Below are 19,659 nucleotides of genomic sequence, written 5' to 3'. Positions count from 1 at the left end.
CTATCTAGGTCATCCGCGTAGCCGAGAACTTCTAAGGCGGATATGCTCGCCGAACCCACATCGATCGCATTGTTGGACAGACGTCCGGTGCGCTGCTGACAGAATATCGATGCTCATCAAACCGACGCTCGCTCTGGAAGCAGTGCGACTATTAGCCGAAGTTTCGGGCGTCTGAAGGGAAGCTCTAAGATTGTGTCGTGAGTTTTTAATGTCGTAAACAACCCCTCAAGATCCAAGAGTTCGGCAACACTCGGTGGGGTCGCTATGTCCATACCAGGTTCCAGGTTGTTCAGCCGCAGAAGCAGTTCCCAGTCGCGCTGTACACTCGACCTAGCATTGCCTGTCCCTTCAATACCGATGACGATCCGGTGCACGGTCGCGCCCGTTCCAGTAATCTCGTCCTCGACCTGGGCGATGACCAAGGGGCCACAAATGCCACCTACGCGCGTCAAAAATACTTTTTGATCAGTGCTTTCCGCGACCGCGCGATCCAGTAGCGGATGTCCAACCCCAAGAAGCCGAAATAGCGGCTGGTCCGAACGCATGAATCGATCAAACGTGAGCGCATCATACCTGTCACGAAGTTCAAGGCTTCCCCGCCAGACCTCGGGGGTTGCCACGGATAGGCCTTCGTCACCTCTGATCACCCGGCGGCCAGCTAAGGACATGGCGTTGCGGAAAAAAGGTTCCAAGGCAGGCAGGTCGAGTTTGGGAATCTCAGCCCCTGCCGACTGGAAATCATAACGGGCGACATTGCCAAGCATCGCTCTCACGGTTTCAACGGCATCGCGCCCGCCGAACTGTTGGGTGCTCTGATCAAACCAAACCGAAAGCCCGTCTCCGCCGCGTAAGGACCCCTCCGCATACAGCTCATCAAAGAACTGATTGCCAGCCATGCCGATCACCAGTAGCGAAATATCCTCCGGCTCATCCATCGAAGCGGAAAGGGTCGCCTGAATCCGCGTGAGTTTTTCCTGCAAGAGTGCCCAGATGCGCGCCTCGACTGTTCGGGGGTTGCGGAGCAAGAATACGCTAACGGCACGCTTCTGCCCGTATCGATTGAGTCGGCCAACCCTTTGGTGCAGCCGCATAGGGTTCCACGGCATGTCGACATGAACAAGCACTGCACAGCGTTCCTGAAGGTCAATGCCCTCTCCGCCGGCTTCCGTTGAAATGAGGAAGCGGGTCCGACCGGCGTTGAAATCATCCGCGGCGGTGTCGCGCGAAAGCGGCAGTGTGATTTCCACGCCATCGGCGGAGGAAACAACAAGACGTTCGTCGCCATTGATGAAGCCTACGCAGCCCCTGCCGAACCTAGCCTCCAGCGCCTTATGAACCAACGCCTGCGTGGCCTTGTATTCCGTGAACAAGAGTACCGGCTCGCCTTCCGGAAGTTCGTTCTCGATTAGGTCGAGCAGCGTTGCGATTTTAGTTTCGTCCGCTATCTCATCCGCCAGGGCGATGATTTCATCCAGACGCGCGATTTCATCCTGCATTAGTAGGATGGCAATCTGACCGGGCCGGCTTTCCTCGATCTCGGCGATTTCGTCGAGTGTCTCGGGATCGGCCGTATCGCTGGAGGCGGCGTCCAGCACCGTGCTGACCAGCATGGCACGTCTGCGTCGCAATGCCCGGGTGATGGCAGAGATCGAGCTGGCCGCCAGTTTTTGCAGCGCGATCAACAAGAGCATCCTCGCAGTCTGTTGTCGACCTGAAAGGCTTGCCGCATAGGCCCGACCATCCAGGATGAACTCGCTCATCGTGTGATAGAAGGCTTCTTCAGCCTCGGAATAGCTGTAATCGACGGCGCGGGTCTCAACCGGACGAAAAAGCTTGTTCCCTTCAAGGTCCGTAACAAGTGCTTTGTTGTTGCGAATCATGGCCCGTGGGAGGGCGGAAAGCTGTTCGGCCATCTCTTTCTCCGGGTTGAAGAGATCAGGCCGCAGAAGCTGCATAAGTGCAAGAAAGCCGAAGTCCTTACCGCGATGCGGTGTGCCGGTGAATAGAACAAGCGATCCGATCCTGCCCGCATTTGCAAGCTCGCTCAGCAAGCCGTAGGTCAATGTCGCGGCCCGCTCCTGCGCCTGAAAATGGTGTGCTTCGTCTACGATGACCAAATCCCAGGGTTCGGCCTGAAGCAACCGTTTACGCGGTTTCTCCATGCGAAGCGTGTGGAAAGACGCGACGACCTGCTGCGCCGTCTCCCAAAAGCTGATGCGGCCCCGATCACTGTCGGCGGTGTATTCCTGCAGGCGGATGTCGAACATCGTCTTCATCCGGGCTCGCCATTGCGGCACCAGACGCGCCGGCGCGAGAACAAGCACCCGCCGGACCCTGCCTGAGGCGATCAATGGCTCGAGGATCAGCCCTGCTTCGATGGTTTTGCCAAGGCCGACATCATCGGCGACCAGCCAGCGGATTGGCCATTGCCGTGTCACTTGCCGACAAACCCAGAGTTGATGCGGCAGTAATTGCACCCGAGAGCGTGAAAACACCCCCCACTGGTCATTGACTGAAGATATGGCAAGGGCCTGCGCTCGACACAGAACAGCCAGGCTGTCGTCCATTTGACCCGCTCGCAGCGCGCTGTTGAGCGATCGTTGCAAACTGAGACTTGCGCGCTCGACCTGTTGGATCGCGGTGTCGAACCGGACAACAACAGTCGGACCAAGATCGGTCACCACAAACCCTTCGCCATGCATCTCATGGCGGACAAGCTGATCCGGCTCAAGCTTCATAGTAGTCGGGCTCCATCAATTCGTCTTCAAAATGGGTGTCAGAGCGCCCGCCGGATCCTGCAAGCATCAGCAGTACAGCCTCCCTCCGGGTATCACTGACGATCTGCATGGGTAGATCCAGGTCGCCCAAGAAATCAGCATCCTGGCCAAGGTGGCTTGTTATGACATCATGAAGCTCGCGAGAAAGCTCCATGTCCCCTGGTTCTCCCAGATCATAGCCGATGTGGTTGCGACACAGGTTTCGAACCCGTCCGGAGGCCGCCCATCCATACGGGATGAGCAGACGCCTATCGCGGTCGCCCCAGAGCTCGGCACGCATCCCTTCGCGAATTAGCCAGTTGGCCCCAAGCCCCAGGCTTTGGGTCAGTGGTGCACCTTCGAGGCCCCTAGGTTGCCATATTTCGGATGCACTCACACGCCAGACATCCCTCAAAGAGATCGCTCCCCTTTGCCGCAAGACCTTGGGCAGATTGCGATAGGCATCGACATAGTCCGGCAGCCAGCGCGCCAGTACATAAAGATCGGCGAGAGCCCTCCGCCATTGCGGATACTCGATTTTCCAGACATTCGGGCTGGCGAAGTCCTCTAGGTTCCGTAGCCAAGGTCCTGGATTGGCGGGCAATTTCGCCCGCGCCATCTCCTGCCACCAACCCGCCTGTCGCGCCCTGATGATGAAGTTGCGGTGGGCGCCATCTTGCGTGCGCCCTAGCGTGCGAAAGATCGCAAGTGCGAAGAACGTAAACCAACCTTCGCGCTGCTCATCCGCTTCTTGTGCGGCAAGCTGGCGAGGATGAAATTCGGAGGGGTAAATCGTCGCTTCATAAGCCTTCCGCTCTTCCTGGTGGTTTTTATTCCACCAGTCGTGCAGGCGCCGAAGAAAACCTTGCGGGTTGGCCTCTTTCTCTTTCTCCTCGTAGAGCGCGGGTTGAACCACGCCAGACCAGAGCAGGCGCTGCTCCGCAGGGTAGAGTATTCCGAGAAGTCGCGGCAAATCCTCGGGAGGAACTGATTTGCCGAGAGCACTGGTGCGAAATTCATCGGAGGTTTCGGGCAGCCAGTCGGGGCGATCGCGGGCCAACAACTTACCCAACTTGCCGTCCTGTCTGCCCTCAAGAATATAGGTTAGGACAGCTTGTTTCTGGGCATCGCTATTGGCTGAGTTAGCCCATTGTGCCAGCGCTTCTGCTCCGCGCTGAAAGCCGCTTTGTCTCATTGCTAGCCGGTAAAGCGCCAATGCGTTGCCAATGTAACCTCGTTCAGCCAGATGCTTTTCTGGCGCAAAATCCAAAATGCGCTGCTCCTCCTCATCACCGTCTTTTGCTGTACGTGGGGGCAACGCTGCCTTCTGCCAAACACCGTTGCTCATCAGGAATTTGAGGCTTGAGAGAAACTCCAGAATGTCGGCTTCTTCCTCTTTGTCGGCCGACTTCATGAGCGTTTCGTTGACCAGCGCACCAATGCGATGCGCAGTATCCGGAGCCACTTGCTTCGCTTCTCCAACTTCACGGCGCAGCAGATCGACTAGCCTGAAGGCCGGTGGGCAACCAAAGCCCAATTTCTCAATTTTCCCAGCGACACTGGCGGAGATTGCGGATTGCCCGATGATCTCAATCGCCTGCCAGCCATCCAGTGACATCAGTACCCTCGAGTCCGAAAGTACCCCCATCACCACGAAGCGTGCCTCATCCACGCGCAAGAAGGAACTGAACGGCTGGGGCAAACCAGTAGCAAGAGCGGGACGATCGGCAATCAACCGGCCAAAGCCACGATCGGCCGCGTGCAGGTGCCTAGCGAGTGGGTCAGACTGATCCAATTCGAATAACTCGCCGAGAGCACGCACAAAGCTTGCGGGGCCGCTATCTTGTGACCTGTCCGAAAACCCGGCGGCTCCACACAGGGTCGCCCAATCGCGTGAGACGAGATCATAAAGTGCGACAAGGCGCGCACCGAGCGTTCGCCCAAATCCGGTGAACATTGCTTCGTGCTCGGACTCGCTCCCCGCCAGCCTGCCACGACCGGGATCGACCCGGAAACGCCGCCCGTTCATCAGCCAGCCGCTGCGAAGCGCTTCTGCAAGCGGAGCAAGCAGCCATAGGCGTGGCAGTTCCTTCGGCGCAGGTGTTGGCCCCTGCATGTTGAGAGGCACGAAAAGGATCGTGTCATCGCCAAGGTCGAGTGCAAGAGCATGACCAGACCCTCGCCCACGGAATGACATCAGCGCAATGCCCTTGGCATCCAGGTGGACAGGTTCGACGCGCCATTCACCATGCCCGTCGATCTCTATACAGCGGATCGCCCGACCCATCGCAGGCAACCAGGAAACAGCCTGTTGAAAAGCCTTGAACGCCTGCAAAGCATCCTCGCGCCGCTCAGGGTCAATTTCCACGTCGATCACCGTCGCAGGGCGGCCTTCCGCTGCCAGCCGCACCGACACTTCACGCCCCTCTGCCCAGGCCTCGGGCAGCATCCCGCCATTGATCCGGCAGGAAACGAAATGGCTTGCAATCGAAACCCGGCTTGAAAGCAGATGGACGCTCTTGAACCCCAGTCCGAAGCGACCAGTCACATCCTCGCGCTTTTCCGAGAGGTTCATCAGCAGCATATTGAAAAGATCGCTGCGCCAGCCCTTCTTATTCCCTTCCTCCACGTCCGGGCCGGGGTGGTTTATCAGACGGCCCCAATGGCTGACGTTCATGCGGTCATCTCGAACCGTCAACCGGAACCGGCCCTCAGATAGAGCGGGATGCTGCAGAGCTGCATCATCCGCATTCTGGAAGAGTTCGAACAGAACGCGGGAGGGATCGTAGCCGTAGTCTTCGATTCGCTGCCGGATGGCTGCGAGAAGTTCAGCGGCATTGTTCGAGGATCCTACCTTGTCCCACAGATCATGTTTTGCAGCTTGCCGGACTTCTTCCTGCTTTCTTCCCACGGGGATGGAGTCGATTTTGTCTCGGTAAGCCTTGCGGGCACTCCAAAGCCCCGACCCGTGCTGCGGCTTCAACTCGTCCAGCACTTGCGGCAGGCGGTCCTCAAGTTCCGCCCTGGCCGCGTCCACTGTAGACTGCTCCAGACGGTCGCATTCATCGGCAAGCCTGTCGAGGGCGTCAAAGCAGCGCGCTTGCTTGCTTCGATCACCGATCAGTGCTTCGGCCAGCGACAGGCACAGTGCCTTTGCGTCGGCTGAAGTCGGACGTGTTCCTGTGAACGTTGCTATCTTAAGCCTATACTCGCGGACGTTTCGCTCGCCCGTCCAGATCGTCCGCAAACTGTTCTGTACACCGCCCAGCACTCCCAATGCCTTTAGCTCACCGGTTGGCAACCTGGCCATGGTCCCAGCGATCGTTTCGATCTCGATCATATTTGGGGGAGTCTGTATCGATTCGAAGCGAACGCGTCGCGCACTACGCCTGCCGGCTAGTGTCAGCGCTCCCGGTTCCGGAGAGAAATGATCGTAAACACGATGATCAATCATGCTCCATACACGTGTGATGTCTTGGTCCACGACCGACAGGCACTCACGCGCAACAGCCTTGAACGGCTCCGATCGCTCCACCAGGCCAATGAGTAGAAGAAGCATATCCGGAGGCACTTCAGAGCTTGCAAAGCGAAGGATCGGCTTGAGGCTGATTGCCAAGCTGCTTCCGGATTGCACTTGCCTCTCGTCCTTCTCGGCGTCCTGTTGCAGACGTCCGATCTCATTTGCATCGCTTGGCGGCAAAAATTCACGCAGATCGCGATGCAAAAGGTGCATAGGGGCTATTCCACTACCGGCACGAGCGACTTTGCCACCCTCTTCCCAGGTCTCTGCCTCCGTTCGTACCCGGATATGTTGAAATACCTCGTGCCTCTCCGCTTCGCCCCATTGGCCGATGTCTTTGAATACCTCTCGACAGACCGACCAGGCTGCGCCATTCAACTTCGGACTGTCGATCTGCTTTTCCAAGGCAGCCAGAAATCGTCCAGCGCTGTCCTTGTCGCCTTTCCTTACCTTGCCGAAGGATCGCAGAAGTCCTTCCGGCGGCGCGTCTGAGAACCGCAAGAGCCCTGCAAGGAGCGGCCATCCCGGTAAGCCAAGTTCAACGCCACTGCAGGCAAGCGTCTTGAGGTCAGCGACGATCTGATCACCATCGCCTATCAGGGCGACGGGCTTTGTCTCGTCTATAAGAAGCTGCAGCCGCTCAAGCGAGCCATTTCCATCCGGCAAAACTCTAAGCTTACGAAGCGTTTCAATCGCATCCGGGTCGCAAATTTCTGACGACAGCTCATCGAGGGGTAGAAAGGCAAGCTCGCTGTTTTGGGCCAGTGTCTGGCGCGCAGCGTTCAGGATATCCTGCGGTAGGTCGAGAATATACTCCGGGGCCCAGGAGTTCCCTCGTTTGTCGGTAAGCCATTTCGTACTCTGAATTGCTTTCGGCGAAGGATCTGTGCCATGCGAAAGCGCCCTTAGAATTTCTTTCGCGAACGATTGCGGTAGCGGCTGTTGAAGCGCGACGTCGATGAGTGCCGTTGGCGTCCATGGCCGAACGAGTCGCTCCATACGGGCATCGCTTTCAGCATGTCCGAGACGTCGAAGTATCGGCACCTGCTCGGCAAGCGCAGCCGGAACCGTGGAATATTGCCCAACCTTCCAAATCTTGGCTGCGACAAGTTTGCGCCCGTTTCTTGACGGGAATATCGGCAGGTAGCGCAAATGATCGTCGGGAACATCTGATTGCAAAAGAGCGAGCGCTGTTTCATCTTGCAGAACCGGCGATGTCAGCTTGTCTATGTTTCGGCACAGCAAATCGCCTAGTTGGGCGCCCTTGATCTCATGGATATCGATTAGCTGCAGTTGCCGCTTGTTGAGACCGATCAGTATTTCGGGAGCGACAAGCAGGCTGCCGTGTTCACCAGCGATAAGCTCCTCTGCCACGGTGGCAAGGGGGCCCATGCTGTCGCTAAGCGCACAAAGCCTAGCGCCGTCATCGCAGTTCTGTCCCGCAGCCATGCTGCGCATCGCCCTGCGTGCTTCCGGCGCCTCGGTGAAATGGCTATGCAGATATTTAGCGCGCGCCTCAAGGGAACCGAATTCCTCACCTCGCAAAATCAGTCTGGCGAAGTTCTCGCGGGAGGAATCGGCAAAGACGAACGGCTCTCCGATTTCTTCGAGCAGGTCCGCTTCGGCCTTGCGGACAATCAAGGCCCCGCGGTCTGGCGCGGCTTCATAGAGTGATTTTACCAACTGCTGCGATTGGGGGCTATCGCGAAACAGCCGTCGATCCCGCGATGCTGTCGCCAGATCGCTTAGGCTTACAAGTTTTGCCAAGCCGCTGCCATTTGTAGCCCGCAAGATGTGAAGATGCCGGAACCTCGCATCCTCCAGAAGTGCTGAAAGCTGTCGACCCAGAAGTTTCACAATGCAAAGGGCAGCCGCTCCGGCAGCCTCATAATCGTTCGCCCGCTCCAGAAGCGGTTTAATTGCTTGTAGAAGCGCCACCGCCTCGGCAGGGCTCAGGTTTCGCCGCTCGGCGCCGGGCGGTAGCAATTCCGCCCACAGGCAAAGCGGGGCATCCCATACTGTGGCAAGGCTGCGCAAGACGCTACGAGAGCGGCCTGCTGATTTTGGCAGAGCGATGACTTGGCTTTGCTGCAGGAACCCGAGTATCGCTCGAAGATCCTCCTCATTGGCAAGGCTCGTATTTTCCATCAAGGCTTTGCGCAGAAGATCCAGCAAGCGGGTCCCGGCCGCCTCCCGCAGTCGGTCATCCTGCCCTACTACAGCCTCCAGTAGTTCTGCCAGGGCCGCGGCGTTTCCACCTTGCAGGAAAACACGAGGGGACAGCTCCGCAAGCAACGCCTCGATCTCGTCCGGCTTCCAAGCAGGATCGATCCGGCTGAGCACAGCAGGACGTGTTGCGAGCGCGAGGTCGCGCTCATGTGCCCATCGGATAATGCTGGGAAGTATATCGTGGAAAGCGAATTTTCCGCGCGCATTCGCAGCGGGTACCCAGCGCAACTCGACATCCGCCTGAAGCAAGCGCCAGTTCGTAGAGATCTTGCCTTCGTTCTCCACTAACATTCGGGCGAGCGTGTGCTGCGACGCGATGGCACGACGGTGCGTTCGGCCAAACCCACTACGCTCGATGGCGCGCAACAACGTGGCAAGCTCATCGTCCGCTAGCATCCCGGCTTCGAATGCGTCAAAGATCGCAGCCGGCACCAGCGGAAGGAGAACCTCGTCGCGCAGCAGTGCATTCCACTCACTCTGAACAGAACCCGTGGGAGGGCTTGAGGAATCGAAACCCTCGATAAAACGGCGCCCCGAATCGACAAAGAAATAGCCATGCAGCATCAGACGCACGCAAGCTCGTTCGGTTGGGAGTCGCACGGCGTTCGTCACCGGCAAGAAAACTGCCCAATCAACCAAGGTTTCCATACCGCTGACCCGGTCGGTGAGCACAACAGCAGCATGCACCTCGGCCTTCTCAGGCAACATTTCCTCGCCAAGACTGGTGAATACCGGAGATTGTGGCCAGCGGTCCGAGCTGCGCAGTGCGTCGAGTGAGGCCTGCCCCCCAGACGTCTCGCGCCCGACATATGTCGATGGATCGGTACCTACCTCGCTGATCGTTCCTCTGAAGCTGAGGGGGCGCATGCCGCCGGCTGGGTCGAAACCTATCATTCGGGGCGCAACTTGATCGCGTGAAAGGCCGATGAGCTGCACCTCGCCATGCCAAAGTTCGATACGATCGAGATGCCGCAGGCCCGCCAATGTCAAATGCAGTTCGGCGCGGTTCTCAAGGAACCCTGAGATCAGTTCCTCGAGCTTGGGCCGGCTGTCGATGAAGGCGAGTTTCGGGGCCGGCAGGATATCGTCGTGCCGCAAAGGAATCCAAAGTAGCAGACCCCGTTCAATCGCCGACGAGGCCTTTTGCAGCAAAGCGAGATCTTCGGGGACAATTGCATCCCATGTGGCTGCCTTTGTGTTCTCGATCACGTCGAGGCAGGGGTTAATGACTTCGGAAAATGGCACTTCATGACCGAAGGCATGTACGATGAAGGCATCGCAAAGGTGAAAAACCGCCTTCTGACCGAAGCCGAAACGCCCGATGCTGCTGGAATCCTCACCCTTCGCACTGTCGGCAAAGGATAGGATGCCACGACCATCTTTTTCGGCGAAGGAGCCATCGTTTGAAACCAGCAGACCCGGCACCCGCAGCAGAGGGTTGATTGCTTCTGGCCAGCCCTCGTGAGCGCCAAAGTGAACTATTGTCGCCTTGGCATCCTCAGCATTCTGGATCAGCTCCTTGAGTACCGGAAAACCTGAAGAATAGCGATCTTTGAGATTTGCCTGGATCTGCCGAAATATGGCCCTGGGTGGGGTGATCAGATTGGACATATTCTTTTGATGTTCCGGATTTTGGACAGTCTTACTAAAGGGCGAGCAACGAGGGAATATTCAATCAACAGACACGAACATAGCAATCTTCTCAAGATCCCCGATCCAACTCCGTCCAGAATGTCCGCGATTATCTCACCGCCACCGCGCCGTATGACACTTGAGCTGCGCAAAAGCTGATCTCGGAAGAAAGAACCTGTGTTCGGAACAGGGCGGCTAGCTATCTCAGGGTACCGCAAGCGGCACTGCAAAGTAGCTTTGGTGACGCGACACATCTTTGAAACCATATGCCGGTCCGAGGAGAGCCGCTGGCCCATTCAGGCCACGGGCCGCGGAAATAATATCCGCAAGCCATAGCCCAGAACGCATCGATCGCAAGTCTCCCAGACTCGACAACTCTAGTTTGCCTGCTTCCAAAACGTATGTCATGGTCCGCCGGGGCGATACGAAGCATTGGGTGGGGCATTGTCGGCAAATTTTGGTCATCTCAAGGAGCTTAGCCCTGAGCTTCACCGGCTTGGCGTGCTCGCCGAGCGCTTCTTTGCAGAAGACGCGAATACCTCGCTGATCAAAAGTCGTCAGTTCGGCGAATACATGATCAAGGAAATCGCAGCCTTGTCGGGTGTCTATGACGCCGCCAATCGCGAGTCCGCCAACGATCTCCTCGGCCGCCTGAAAAGCCAGATGGTGCTTCCTCGCGAAGTGACCGACATTTTTCATGCTGTACGAAAGGCCGGCAACCAGGCAAACCACGAATTCGGTGGCTCACCCGCGGAAGCGCTTGCCGCGCTGAAGTTTTGCCGCTCCCTCGGTATCTGGTATCGCCGCACATATGGTCGTGACCCGAATTTCAAGCCTGGCCCTTTTGTGCCGCCTAAGTCTTCGCAAGAGTTGGACCAGGACACGTGGACCGAACTTGAAGTTTTGCGTAGGCAAGTTCGAGAGGCCGAGTCACGGCTTGCTGACGCACATGCCTCTGGTGAGGAGTTGGAAAAGGCACGAGCCGCTGCCGAGGAGCTTGCCCGTCAGGCCGCCGCTGATAGCGCGGTCTGGGAACAGACGGCTGTCGAGATGGAGGCCAATCAGGCCGAACTCGCTCGCAAACTGACTGAGTTGCAGAGGCACGCCGAGGCTCAGCCGCAGCAATTGCAAATGGAATTCAAGCAGGCCGGCCTGCAGGCGGCCAGCCGCCTTGAGCTCGATGAACGACAGACCCGCCGCCTGATTGATGTCCAGCTCGGCGATGCCGGGTGGGAGGTTGACAGCGATACTCTCGCCTATCAGAAGGGCGCTCGCCCGGAGGACGGCAGGAACCTTGCTATCGCCGAATGGCCGTCGGACGGTGGACGTGCTGACTACGCGCTGTTCATCGGCTTGACCTGTGTCGGTGTGATCGAAGCGAAGCGCGAGAGCGTGGATGTACCCTCCACCCTGCAGCAAGCAGAGCGCTATGCCCGCACGATCGCTCTCGCCCCGGAACATGACCACGCGGACGGTCCTTGGAAGCACGGACTGGCCGATCCCTTCCGGGTGCCTTTCGTTTTCGCCACCAATGGTCGCCCTTTTGTGCGCCAGTGGCAGACCAAATCAGGCATCTGGTTCTGCGATCTGCGTCGCGACACCAATCATCCGCGGCCGCTGACGACCTGGTTCTCCCCCAGGGATCTTCTCGACATACTCGCGACGGATCTTGACGCCGCCGCCCAGGGCCTTGCCGAGGAAAGTTTTGGCAAGGGCAGGATGCGTCCCTACCAGGAGGACGCAATCGCGGCGATTGAGAATGCGGTCGTCGCTGGCCAACGCGATATCCTCGTGTCCATGGCAACCGGGACAGGTAAGACGCGCACCAGCATTGCCCTGATGTACCGCCTGCTGAAGCATAAGCGCTTCCGCCGTATCCTCTTCCTGGTTGATCGAAAGGCGCTCGGTAAACAGACAAGCGACGCCTTGGAAACGACCGAGATCGAAGGCATGCTGAACTTCGCCCAGATTTACAAGGTTGCCGGGCTGGAGAAAAAGGTTCCGGAGGACGAGGATCAGGTGCAGGTCGCCACCGTCCAGTCGCTGATCGCACGCATCCTCAACGAACCTGATCCGGCCAAGCGCCCGACGCCTGGCACCTTCGATTGCATTATCGTCGATGAAGCGCATCGCGGTTACACGCTGGACGCGGAACTGCGTGAAAGCGATATCGGCTTCCGCAATCTGGATGACTACCAGTCCGCCTATCGCCAGATCCTCGACTACTTCGATGCCGTGAAGGTGGCGCTGACGGCGACGCCCGCACTTCATACCCGCGAGATCTTCGGCCATCCAGTCTTCCACTATGGCTACCGTCAGGCTGTCGTCGAAGGCTATCTCAACGATCACCTGCCACCAAAGCGCATCACCACGGCGCTTTCGGAAGCCGGCATTCATTTTGAGGGTGGCGAAGAGGTCGAGATCATTGACCGCACCACTGGGCAGATCGACCTTTTCGAGCTCCCGGATGAAGTCTCGCTCGACTATGACGTCGCCGATTTCAACAAACGGGTTTACTCGGAGGCGTTCAACCGCATCGTGTGCCGGGCGATCGCCACAGAGATACCGCCGGGGAAACCGGGCAAGACGTTGGTCTTCGCTGCCCGCGATGCCCATGCGGATGACATCGTCCGTCTCCTGGTTGAGGAGTTGCAGGAAGAATATGGCAACGACGCTGTGCCGCACGGCATGGCGATGAAGATCACCGGCAACGTCGATAAGGCGGACGACCTGATCCTGAAGTTCAAGAACGATCCCTATCCGAAGTACGTTGTCACCGTCGATTTGCTGACAACAGGCATAGACGTGCCGAGCATCTGCAATCTTGTCTTTGTCCGCAGGGTCAAGAGCCGCATCCTCTACGACCAGATGATCGGCCGTGCTACTCGGCTCTGCCCGGAGATCGGCAAGGAACATTTCCGCATCTTCGATGCCGTCGACCTTTATGCCGAGCTGCAGGAGATGACGGATATGCGCCCCGTCGTCGTCAAGCCGGATATCTCGCTCGGCCAGCTTGTCACCGACCTCGACAAAGCCGAGACCGACGAGGACAAGAGCTGGGTCGCGGGTCAGGTGATCGTCCGCATGCGCGCAATGGCAAGCCGCATGGATGCCGAAACCCGGGAGAGCTTCGAGCGGCACACGGGCGAGACGCCGGAAATGGCCGTGCAGCGCCTTGCCACCCATTCCGGCACCGAGTTGCAGGATTGGCTGAAGTCTCATCCACGCGTGGTCGAACTTCTGGAGCGCCGCCCGGTGCGCAACGGCAGCGGCAATGATGGCGTGGTCATCTCCACCCATGAGGACGAGTTGCTGCGTATCGAGGAAATCTTCGGCAAGAACACCGCGCCGGAGGATTACATCACCGGTTTCGAGCGCTTCGTCCGGGAAAACATGAACCAGATTCCGGCTCTGATTGCCGTCACCCAGCGGCCGCGCGATCTGACTCGCAAGGAACTGTCGGAACTGGCAGGCCTGCTCGACGGGAAGAACTATTCCGAGGCAATGCTGCGCGCCGCCTACGGCAAGGCCCGCAATGCCGACATTGCCGCGCACATCATTGGCTTCGTCCGTCAGGCGGCACTCGGTGACCCGCTCATTCCGTACGCGACCCGCGTGGACAACGCGATCCTGAAAATCGAGGCATCACGCCCCTGGACTCAGAAGCAGAAAGAATGGCTACGCCGGATCGGCCGCGCGCTGAAGGACAAGCCGGTGGCTGATCCGACGTTACTCGACCAGGGTGTCTTTGCAGACAAGGGTGGCTTCAAGCGCATTTCGCAGGAATTCGATGGCGAGCTGGATGATGTCCTGCACGCCTTCAACGAAGCGATCTGGGCGCCGCCCGCCGCCTGAACCGCCGGTCTTGCATTGACCAAGAGCCACCGCTCGCTACAACCGCAATCACGATCCCTGATCCGATGAGAATCACGCCATGAATGCCAATGCTATCGTCCAGAAACTCTGGCGCCTCTGCACGGTCCTGCGCAAGGACGGCATCACCTATCAGCAATATGTCACCGAGCTGACCTATCTGCTGTTCCTGAAGATGATGGCCGAGCGCAACCGCGAGACGGGCAGTCTGCCGAAGACCATGCGCTGGGCGGATCTGGTCGCGGCCAATGGTCTTGCCAAGCTGGAGCATTACCGAAAAGTCCTGGTGACGCTCGGCGCCACCAGCACCCGGCTCGGCAAGGACGATACCCTTGTGCTACCGCCCACCGATAACGCGACGCCGGATGAGCGCAAGCGCTATGCCGACGCGCGCCCGCTGCCGGAGATGGTACAGGAGATCTTCGACAACGCTTCCACCTTTATCCGCGAGCCACAGAATCTCACGACGCTCGTCACCGCCATCGATGAGCTGGACTGGTTCTCCGAGGAGCGCGATCAGTTCGGCGATCTCTATGAAGGCCTGCTGCAGAAGAACGCGGAAGAGACCAAGCGCGGCGCCGGGCAGTATTTCACCCCGCGCGTGCTGATCGAGCTTCTGGTCCGCCTCATGCAGCCACAGCCCGGCGAGGTGATTCAGGATCCGGCATCCGGGACAGGAGGCTTTCTCATCGCTGCCGATCGCTACATGCGCGCGCGCACCGACAACTACTTTGATCTCGGCGAGAAGGAGCAGGAGTTTCAGAAGCGCCGTGCCTTCCACGGCATGGAAAACGTGCCGGGCACGCTGCGCCTGCTGCTGATGAACCTCTACTTGCACGACATCGACAGCGACCATGTCGATTTGGGCGATACCCTCTCCGACAAGGGCAAGGGGCTCGGCCGTGCTAATCTCATCCTCACCAATCCACCCTTCGGCCCGGCGGGCGGTGCGCCGACGCGCGATGACCTCTCCGTCACCGCAACCGTTTCCTCCTACCAGCTTCCCTTTGTCGAACACTGCATCCGCGCGCTTCAGCCCGGTGGCCGCGCGGCCATCGTTGTGCCGGACAACGTGCTGTTCGAAGACGGGCGCGGAAAGCAACTTCGCCAGATGATGATGGACTGGTGCGACCTGCACACGATCCTGCGCCTGCCGACCGGTATCTTCTATGCGCAGGGTGTGAAGACCAACGTGATCTTCCTGACGCGCGGCAAGACCGAGACCGGCAACACAAAGGCTGTCTGGATCTACGACCTGCGCGCCCAAATGCCGAAATTCGGCAAGACCACGCCGCTGACAGAGGTTCATTTTGAAGGTTTCGAACAGGCCTTCGGCAAGGACCCCTATGGCGCCGAGCGCGGAAAGGACGAAGGCGAGTCCGGCCGCTGGCGCGAATTCAGCCGCGACGACATTGCCAAGCGTGGCGACAATCTCGATATCGCTTGGCTGCGCGAGGCAGAGGAAGAGGCGGAGGAAGGCCTGACCGAACCCGATGACATCGCCGCCGCCATTCTCGGCCACCTGCAGGCTGCGACGCTGGAGATCGAGGCGTTGATGGCGGAGCTGGGCGACGACCTGCCGGAGGCGGCGGAATGAGCGAGCTACCGAGGGGGTGGGCTGAGGTCGAATTGCGTGACGTAGTTCTGCCTCTGGAGAACTGTGATCCAACTAAAGACGGCGAGCTTCGATTTCGTTACGTAGACATCGGCTCCATTAACAACAAGAGCTTCTCAATCGAAAACCCTAAGAGCCTGCTCGGTCGTGAGGCACCCTCTAGGGCGAGGCGGAGAATACGTCGCGGAGACGTGTTGTTCTCGACCGTCAGGACATATCTGAAAAATATCGCTCTAGTTCCCGAGGACCTGGATGGCGAAGTTACCTCGACCGGTATCGCGGTGCTGCGTCCATCGGATGCGGTTTTGTCAGGCTTTCTGTTCGCAATGGTCCGATCAGAAGGGTTTATTCGGCCGCTCAGTCTAAAGCAGGACGGCACCCTGTATCCGGCCATCACGGATAACGATCTTTTGAATCATCAGATCGCACTGCCACCGCAGGCCGAGCAAAAGCGCATCGTGGCAAAGCTGGATGCGCTGAACGCGAAATCCGCCCGGGCCTGCACCGAACTCGCCCGCATCGAAACCCTCGTCTCCCGCTACAAGCAGGCCGTGCTCAGCAAGGCGTTCAGCGGGGAGTTGGGTCGGAAGGAGTTGGGCGAACTCGTAGCCCGCATCAAAGCCGGAAAAAACTTGCGTTGCGAAGAAAGGCCGCCGCATCCGAACGAAAAAGGCGTCGTAAAGGTGAGCGCGGTAACATGGGGTGAATTCCGCGCGGATCAGTCCAAGACGCTTCCTCCAGACTTCGAACCCGACAAAGACACCCGCATCAAGTCGGGTGACTTTCTCTTCTCACGGGCTAACACGATCGAATTGGTCGGCGCTGTAGTGATCGTCGCCGACGCTCCAAACAACTTGTATCTAAGTGACAAGATTCTAAGGCTTGAGTTTAGTGAGCCAGTGGACGCTTGGCTGCTGTGGTATTTGCGATCGCCAATGGGCCGTGAAGCTCTGATGAATATCTCCTCCGGCAATCAGCTTTCCATGAGAAACATCGGACAGAAAAGTCTGCTTTCGCTCTCCATTCCCTACGCTCATGCGGAATTGCGAAACGAAATCGTCCGCCGCATCGAATCCGCCTTCGCCAAGGTCGACCGGCTGGCATCGGAAGCGAAGCGTGCGCTGGAACTGGTAGGCCGGCTGGACGAGGCAATCCTCGCCAAAGCCTTCCGCGGCGAACTCGTCCCCCAGAACGAAAACGACGAGCCCGCCAGTTCATTGCTGGGAAAAATCGAGCAAGCTCGAATTAGCCAGCCAACCAAAACCAAGAGGAACGCGCCGAAGAGGCAAGGAAAGGTCCCCGACATGGCACGCACGATCGTCGACACGCTTGTTCAAGCCAAGGACTGGCTCAGTGCCCAGGAGCTATTCGAGCGTTGTGGGGTACGGGACGGGTCTTCCACTGAAGATGTTGAAAAGCTCTACAGACAGTTGTTGGAGTTGGAGAGGCAAGAGAAAGTTGAAATCGAAGAAGTAGTAGACCCTTCGACCGGAGCCAAGCAGGGCGACAGGGTGAGGTTGCGAAAGTAGATCCCGATGAGGCTGGATAAATTTAGAATAGGGAGTGCCAAAAGCAGCCCGACGCACGCTTATAAAAACCTGAAGGACGTGTGCATCGACTTCGACGAAAAGCAGTGGGTCACGGTCGTTATTGGTTGGAACGGTACGGGCAAATCGAACGTCTTGGAGGCGCTTTCTATCATTTTCCGGGAACTCATCAGTCCTAAAAATCCGTCGCGGCCCCACATCGATTTTGCCTTTGAGCTCTCCTATGAGATCGGGAAGAGCCCTGACGCTCGCAAGATCTATCTCGAAAATGATCCAGACCGTCCGGAAGCTTTGAAAATAGAAGTGGAGCAACTGAGGGCTCCGTCCGCGACAAATGAAATCCTTAGCAGGCGACTCCTCCGCGTCTCGGAATTCTTGAAGGACGACGGGAATTTACCGCGTTTCGTCTTCAGCTACTATTCGGGTGAAAGCAGCCGACTGAAGAATGTCTATGCCCCATATTTGAGCAGATACGATAAGCAGCTTAGATCGGGGGAAGATCCCGGCCTTAAGCGGCTGTTTTTCGCGTTGCCCGAACACAGCCAATTCGTCCTGCTGGCTTTTCTCATAGTTGAAAGCCCGGTGGTCCGGAATTTCTTGGCAGAACAGCTCAATTTGGACCCCGAGACAGGGCTGGACTCCGTCCTGTTTGTCCTGCGCCAGCCACCCTGGAACTCGAAAGAGGGAGATAGCCGCTTCTGGAACGCGAAGGGCGTGGTGCAGGGTTTCCTTGATCGACTCATGAAGATCTCGCTGTGCCCGATCGATATCAAGCGCGCTGAAATCATCTCTCAGTGGGGCAATCGCAAGCAGTTGGAGTTCAAGTACCTTCTTATCAAGGACTTGGCTGCACTCCGAAAGTTGGTCGGAGAACAGGCCCCTGCTGAGTTCTTCCGCGATCTTGAGAGCACACATGTTTCTCAGCTTATCGATGAGATCCGAATAAATGTGCGGGTAAAGAAGAACGAGGCGCCCATCACGTTCGCTGAATTGAGCGAAGGCGAGCGCCAGCTTCTCACCGTTCTGGGACTTATGCGCTTCACCGCTGGTGAAGAGAGCCTTTTCCTGTTGGATGAGCCGGACACGCATTTGAATCCACGTTGGAGCGTCGATTATCTCCGATACATCGAAGATTTTATCTCTGAGACTGAAGTAAAGACTGAATCCTATAGCAGCCATGTGGTGCTGACGACCCACAACCCGATGGCGATCGCAGAACTGCAGCGCGAACAGGTCCAGATATTGGTCGTGCGGGAAAGCGAAAATCAGCGCCAGATCGATGCAGTCTTCCCGAAGGAGAGTCCGAAAGGGATGGGCTATGCATCGATCATAACGAGCGACATGTTCGGCATCGCATCAACATTGGATCGGGATACGCAGGAGCTGCTTGAGAGGCAACGTGAGCTCGGGAGCAAGGATAAGCTCTCCGAGGAAGAGCAGAAGGATCTTGCGGGAGTTAACAAAGATCTGGAGAGCCTCGGCTTTCGTTTCGATCATCCGGATGATGAGTACAAGCGATATCTAAAATTGAGGAGCGAATTTCTCCATGAGCGTTTCGAGGCACTTAAGACCGACGATATCTTGAAAGGGGTTACTCGTCTGAGCCGCGAGGAACGTGAGCAGATCGCGAAAAAGGTGGTTGCTGACGTCCTTAGTGAAACTGACGAAGGGGACGATTGATGCGGTGGATCGACCAGGAAAAGATAGAGCTTCCCGAGGGCTGGCTCGCAAAGGCCGCAGCCGCCAAGAAAAAGATGGAAGACGAAGACCTTAAACCGGATGATTTGTCAGATGTGTGGAGATGCTTGAAAGATCGCTTTGCTCTTCTCTCTGACAAACGGTGTTGGATCTGCGAAGCACCAGCAGTGCGATCTGACAATGCGATTGACCATTTCCGCCCGAAGAGCCGGGTAGCGGAAGCCACGAAAGACCCGTCGGGCTACAGATGGTTGGCGTTTGACTACCGAAATTTCAGGTATATTTGCACCTTCTGCAAGAGCAGACGTTGCGACGTGATTGGCGGCACAGCGGGCGGTAAAGCGGATCACTTTCCTTTAAGAGATGAAGCCGTACGCGCGTATGTCGAGACTGACGACCTCGATCATGAGGAACCTATGCTTCTGGACCCGTGCGACGAAGCGGATTGGAAGTTGCTCGGTTGCTCGGTGGAATCTGGACACCCCGTCGCCGCGACCGATGATGCTCATGATGTAGAACGGGTCAACATCTCAATCGATCTTTATCACCTGCATCAGGACGCGCTGAAGAAGTTGCGTCTTACCCAGATCCGGGATCTCGATCAGAAGATATCGGATGCCAAGGATCGGTACGATGAAATGGATGACACGCCGAAGCGAAAAAGAAGTTCAAAGTTGCCTTGATGGCTATTCAACGAGCCATCTCACCGGGGGCTGATTTCAGCGGAGAGATGTACAATCATGTGAAGAAGCGCCGGGATAACGACTATCCGTGGCTACAAAGCCTAGT

At 57.6% G+C, this 19,659-nt stretch carries 7 protein-coding genes; 5 read left to right on the top strand and 2 right to left on the bottom strand.

What is annotated here, in order from left to right:
* Positions 1-116 precede the first annotated feature (116 nt).
* A complete protein-coding gene (locus tag ACS4RR_RS22695) occupies positions 117-2,738 on the bottom strand; it encodes a DEAD/DEAH box helicase (RefSeq protein ID WP_456189439.1) in 2,622 nt (873 codons plus the stop codon).
* Positions 2,728-10,116: a sacsin N-terminal ATP-binding-like domain-containing protein gene (locus tag ACS4RR_RS22690; RefSeq protein WP_456189438.1), complete on the bottom strand. Its 7,389-nt coding sequence runs from the start codon at positions 10,114-10,116 to the stop codon at positions 2,728-2,730. The genes ACS4RR_RS22695 and ACS4RR_RS22690 overlap by 11 nt, the downstream gene beginning before the upstream one ends.
* Before the next feature lie 465 nt (positions 10,117-10,581).
* Here ACS4RR_RS22690 and hsdR point away from each other — a divergent pair, with 465 nt between their 5' ends.
* From hsdR to ACS4RR_RS22665, 5 genes are all read left to right on the top strand, one after another.
* Positions 10,582-13,992, top strand: coding sequence for a type I restriction-modification system endonuclease (gene hsdR, locus ACS4RR_RS22685; RefSeq protein WP_456189437.1), 3,411 nt, complete (start codon positions 10,582-10,584; stop codon positions 13,990-13,992).
* Positions 13,993-14,071: 79 nt separating this feature from the next.
* Positions 14,072-15,607 carry a class I SAM-dependent DNA methyltransferase gene (locus ACS4RR_RS22680; RefSeq protein WP_456189436.1) on the top strand — a complete coding sequence of 512 codons (1,536 nt, stop codon included), beginning with the start codon at positions 14,072-14,074 and terminating at the stop codon, positions 15,605-15,607.
* Positions 15,604-17,154 (top strand): restriction endonuclease subunit S, encoded by a 1,551-nt coding sequence (locus tag ACS4RR_RS22675; RefSeq protein WP_456189435.1) that lies wholly within the window; start codon positions 15,604-15,606, stop codon positions 17,152-17,154. Before ACS4RR_RS22680 ends, ACS4RR_RS22675 begins: the two co-directional genes overlap by 4 nt.
* A 6-nt stretch (positions 17,155-17,160) precedes the next feature.
* Positions 17,161-18,852 (top strand): AAA family ATPase, encoded by a 1,692-nt coding sequence (locus ACS4RR_RS22670; protein ID WP_456189434.1) that lies wholly within the window; start codon positions 17,161-17,163, stop codon positions 18,850-18,852.
* On the top strand, positions 18,852-19,553 hold the full coding sequence (locus ACS4RR_RS22665) for a hypothetical protein (protein WP_456189433.1): 702 nt from the start codon (positions 18,852-18,854) through the stop codon (positions 19,551-19,553). Before ACS4RR_RS22670 ends, ACS4RR_RS22665 begins: the two co-directional genes overlap by 1 nt.
* The last annotated feature ends 106 nt before the right edge of the window (positions 19,554-19,659 follow it).

This window comes from Rhizobium zaerense, from assembly GCF_051810725.1.
GTDB lineage: Bacteria > Pseudomonadota > Alphaproteobacteria > Rhizobiales > Rhizobiaceae > Rhizobium > Rhizobium leguminosarum_I.
This window is presented reverse-complemented; position numbering and strand designations above follow the sequence as displayed.

Coding starts and splice junctions, on each gene's coding strand:
- ACS4RR_RS22695 (WP_456189439.1), bottom strand. CDS start 2,738: ATGAAGCTTGAGCCGGATCAGCTTGTCCGCCATGAGATGCATGGCGAA.
- ACS4RR_RS22690 (WP_456189438.1), bottom strand. CDS start 10,116: ATGTCCAATCTGATCACCCCACCCAGGGCCATATTTCGGCAGATCCAG.
- ACS4RR_RS22680 (WP_456189436.1), top strand. CDS start 14,072: ATGAATGCCAATGCTATCGTCCAGAAACTCTGGCGCCTCTGCACGGTC.
- ACS4RR_RS22675 (WP_456189435.1), top strand. CDS start 15,604: ATGAGCGAGCTACCGAGGGGGTGGGCTGAGGTCGAATTGCGTGACGTA.
- ACS4RR_RS22670 (WP_456189434.1), top strand. CDS start 17,161: ATGAGGCTGGATAAATTTAGAATAGGGAGTGCCAAAAGCAGCCCGACG.
- ACS4RR_RS22665 (WP_456189433.1), top strand. CDS start 18,852: ATGCGGTGGATCGACCAGGAAAAGATAGAGCTTCCCGAGGGCTGGCTC.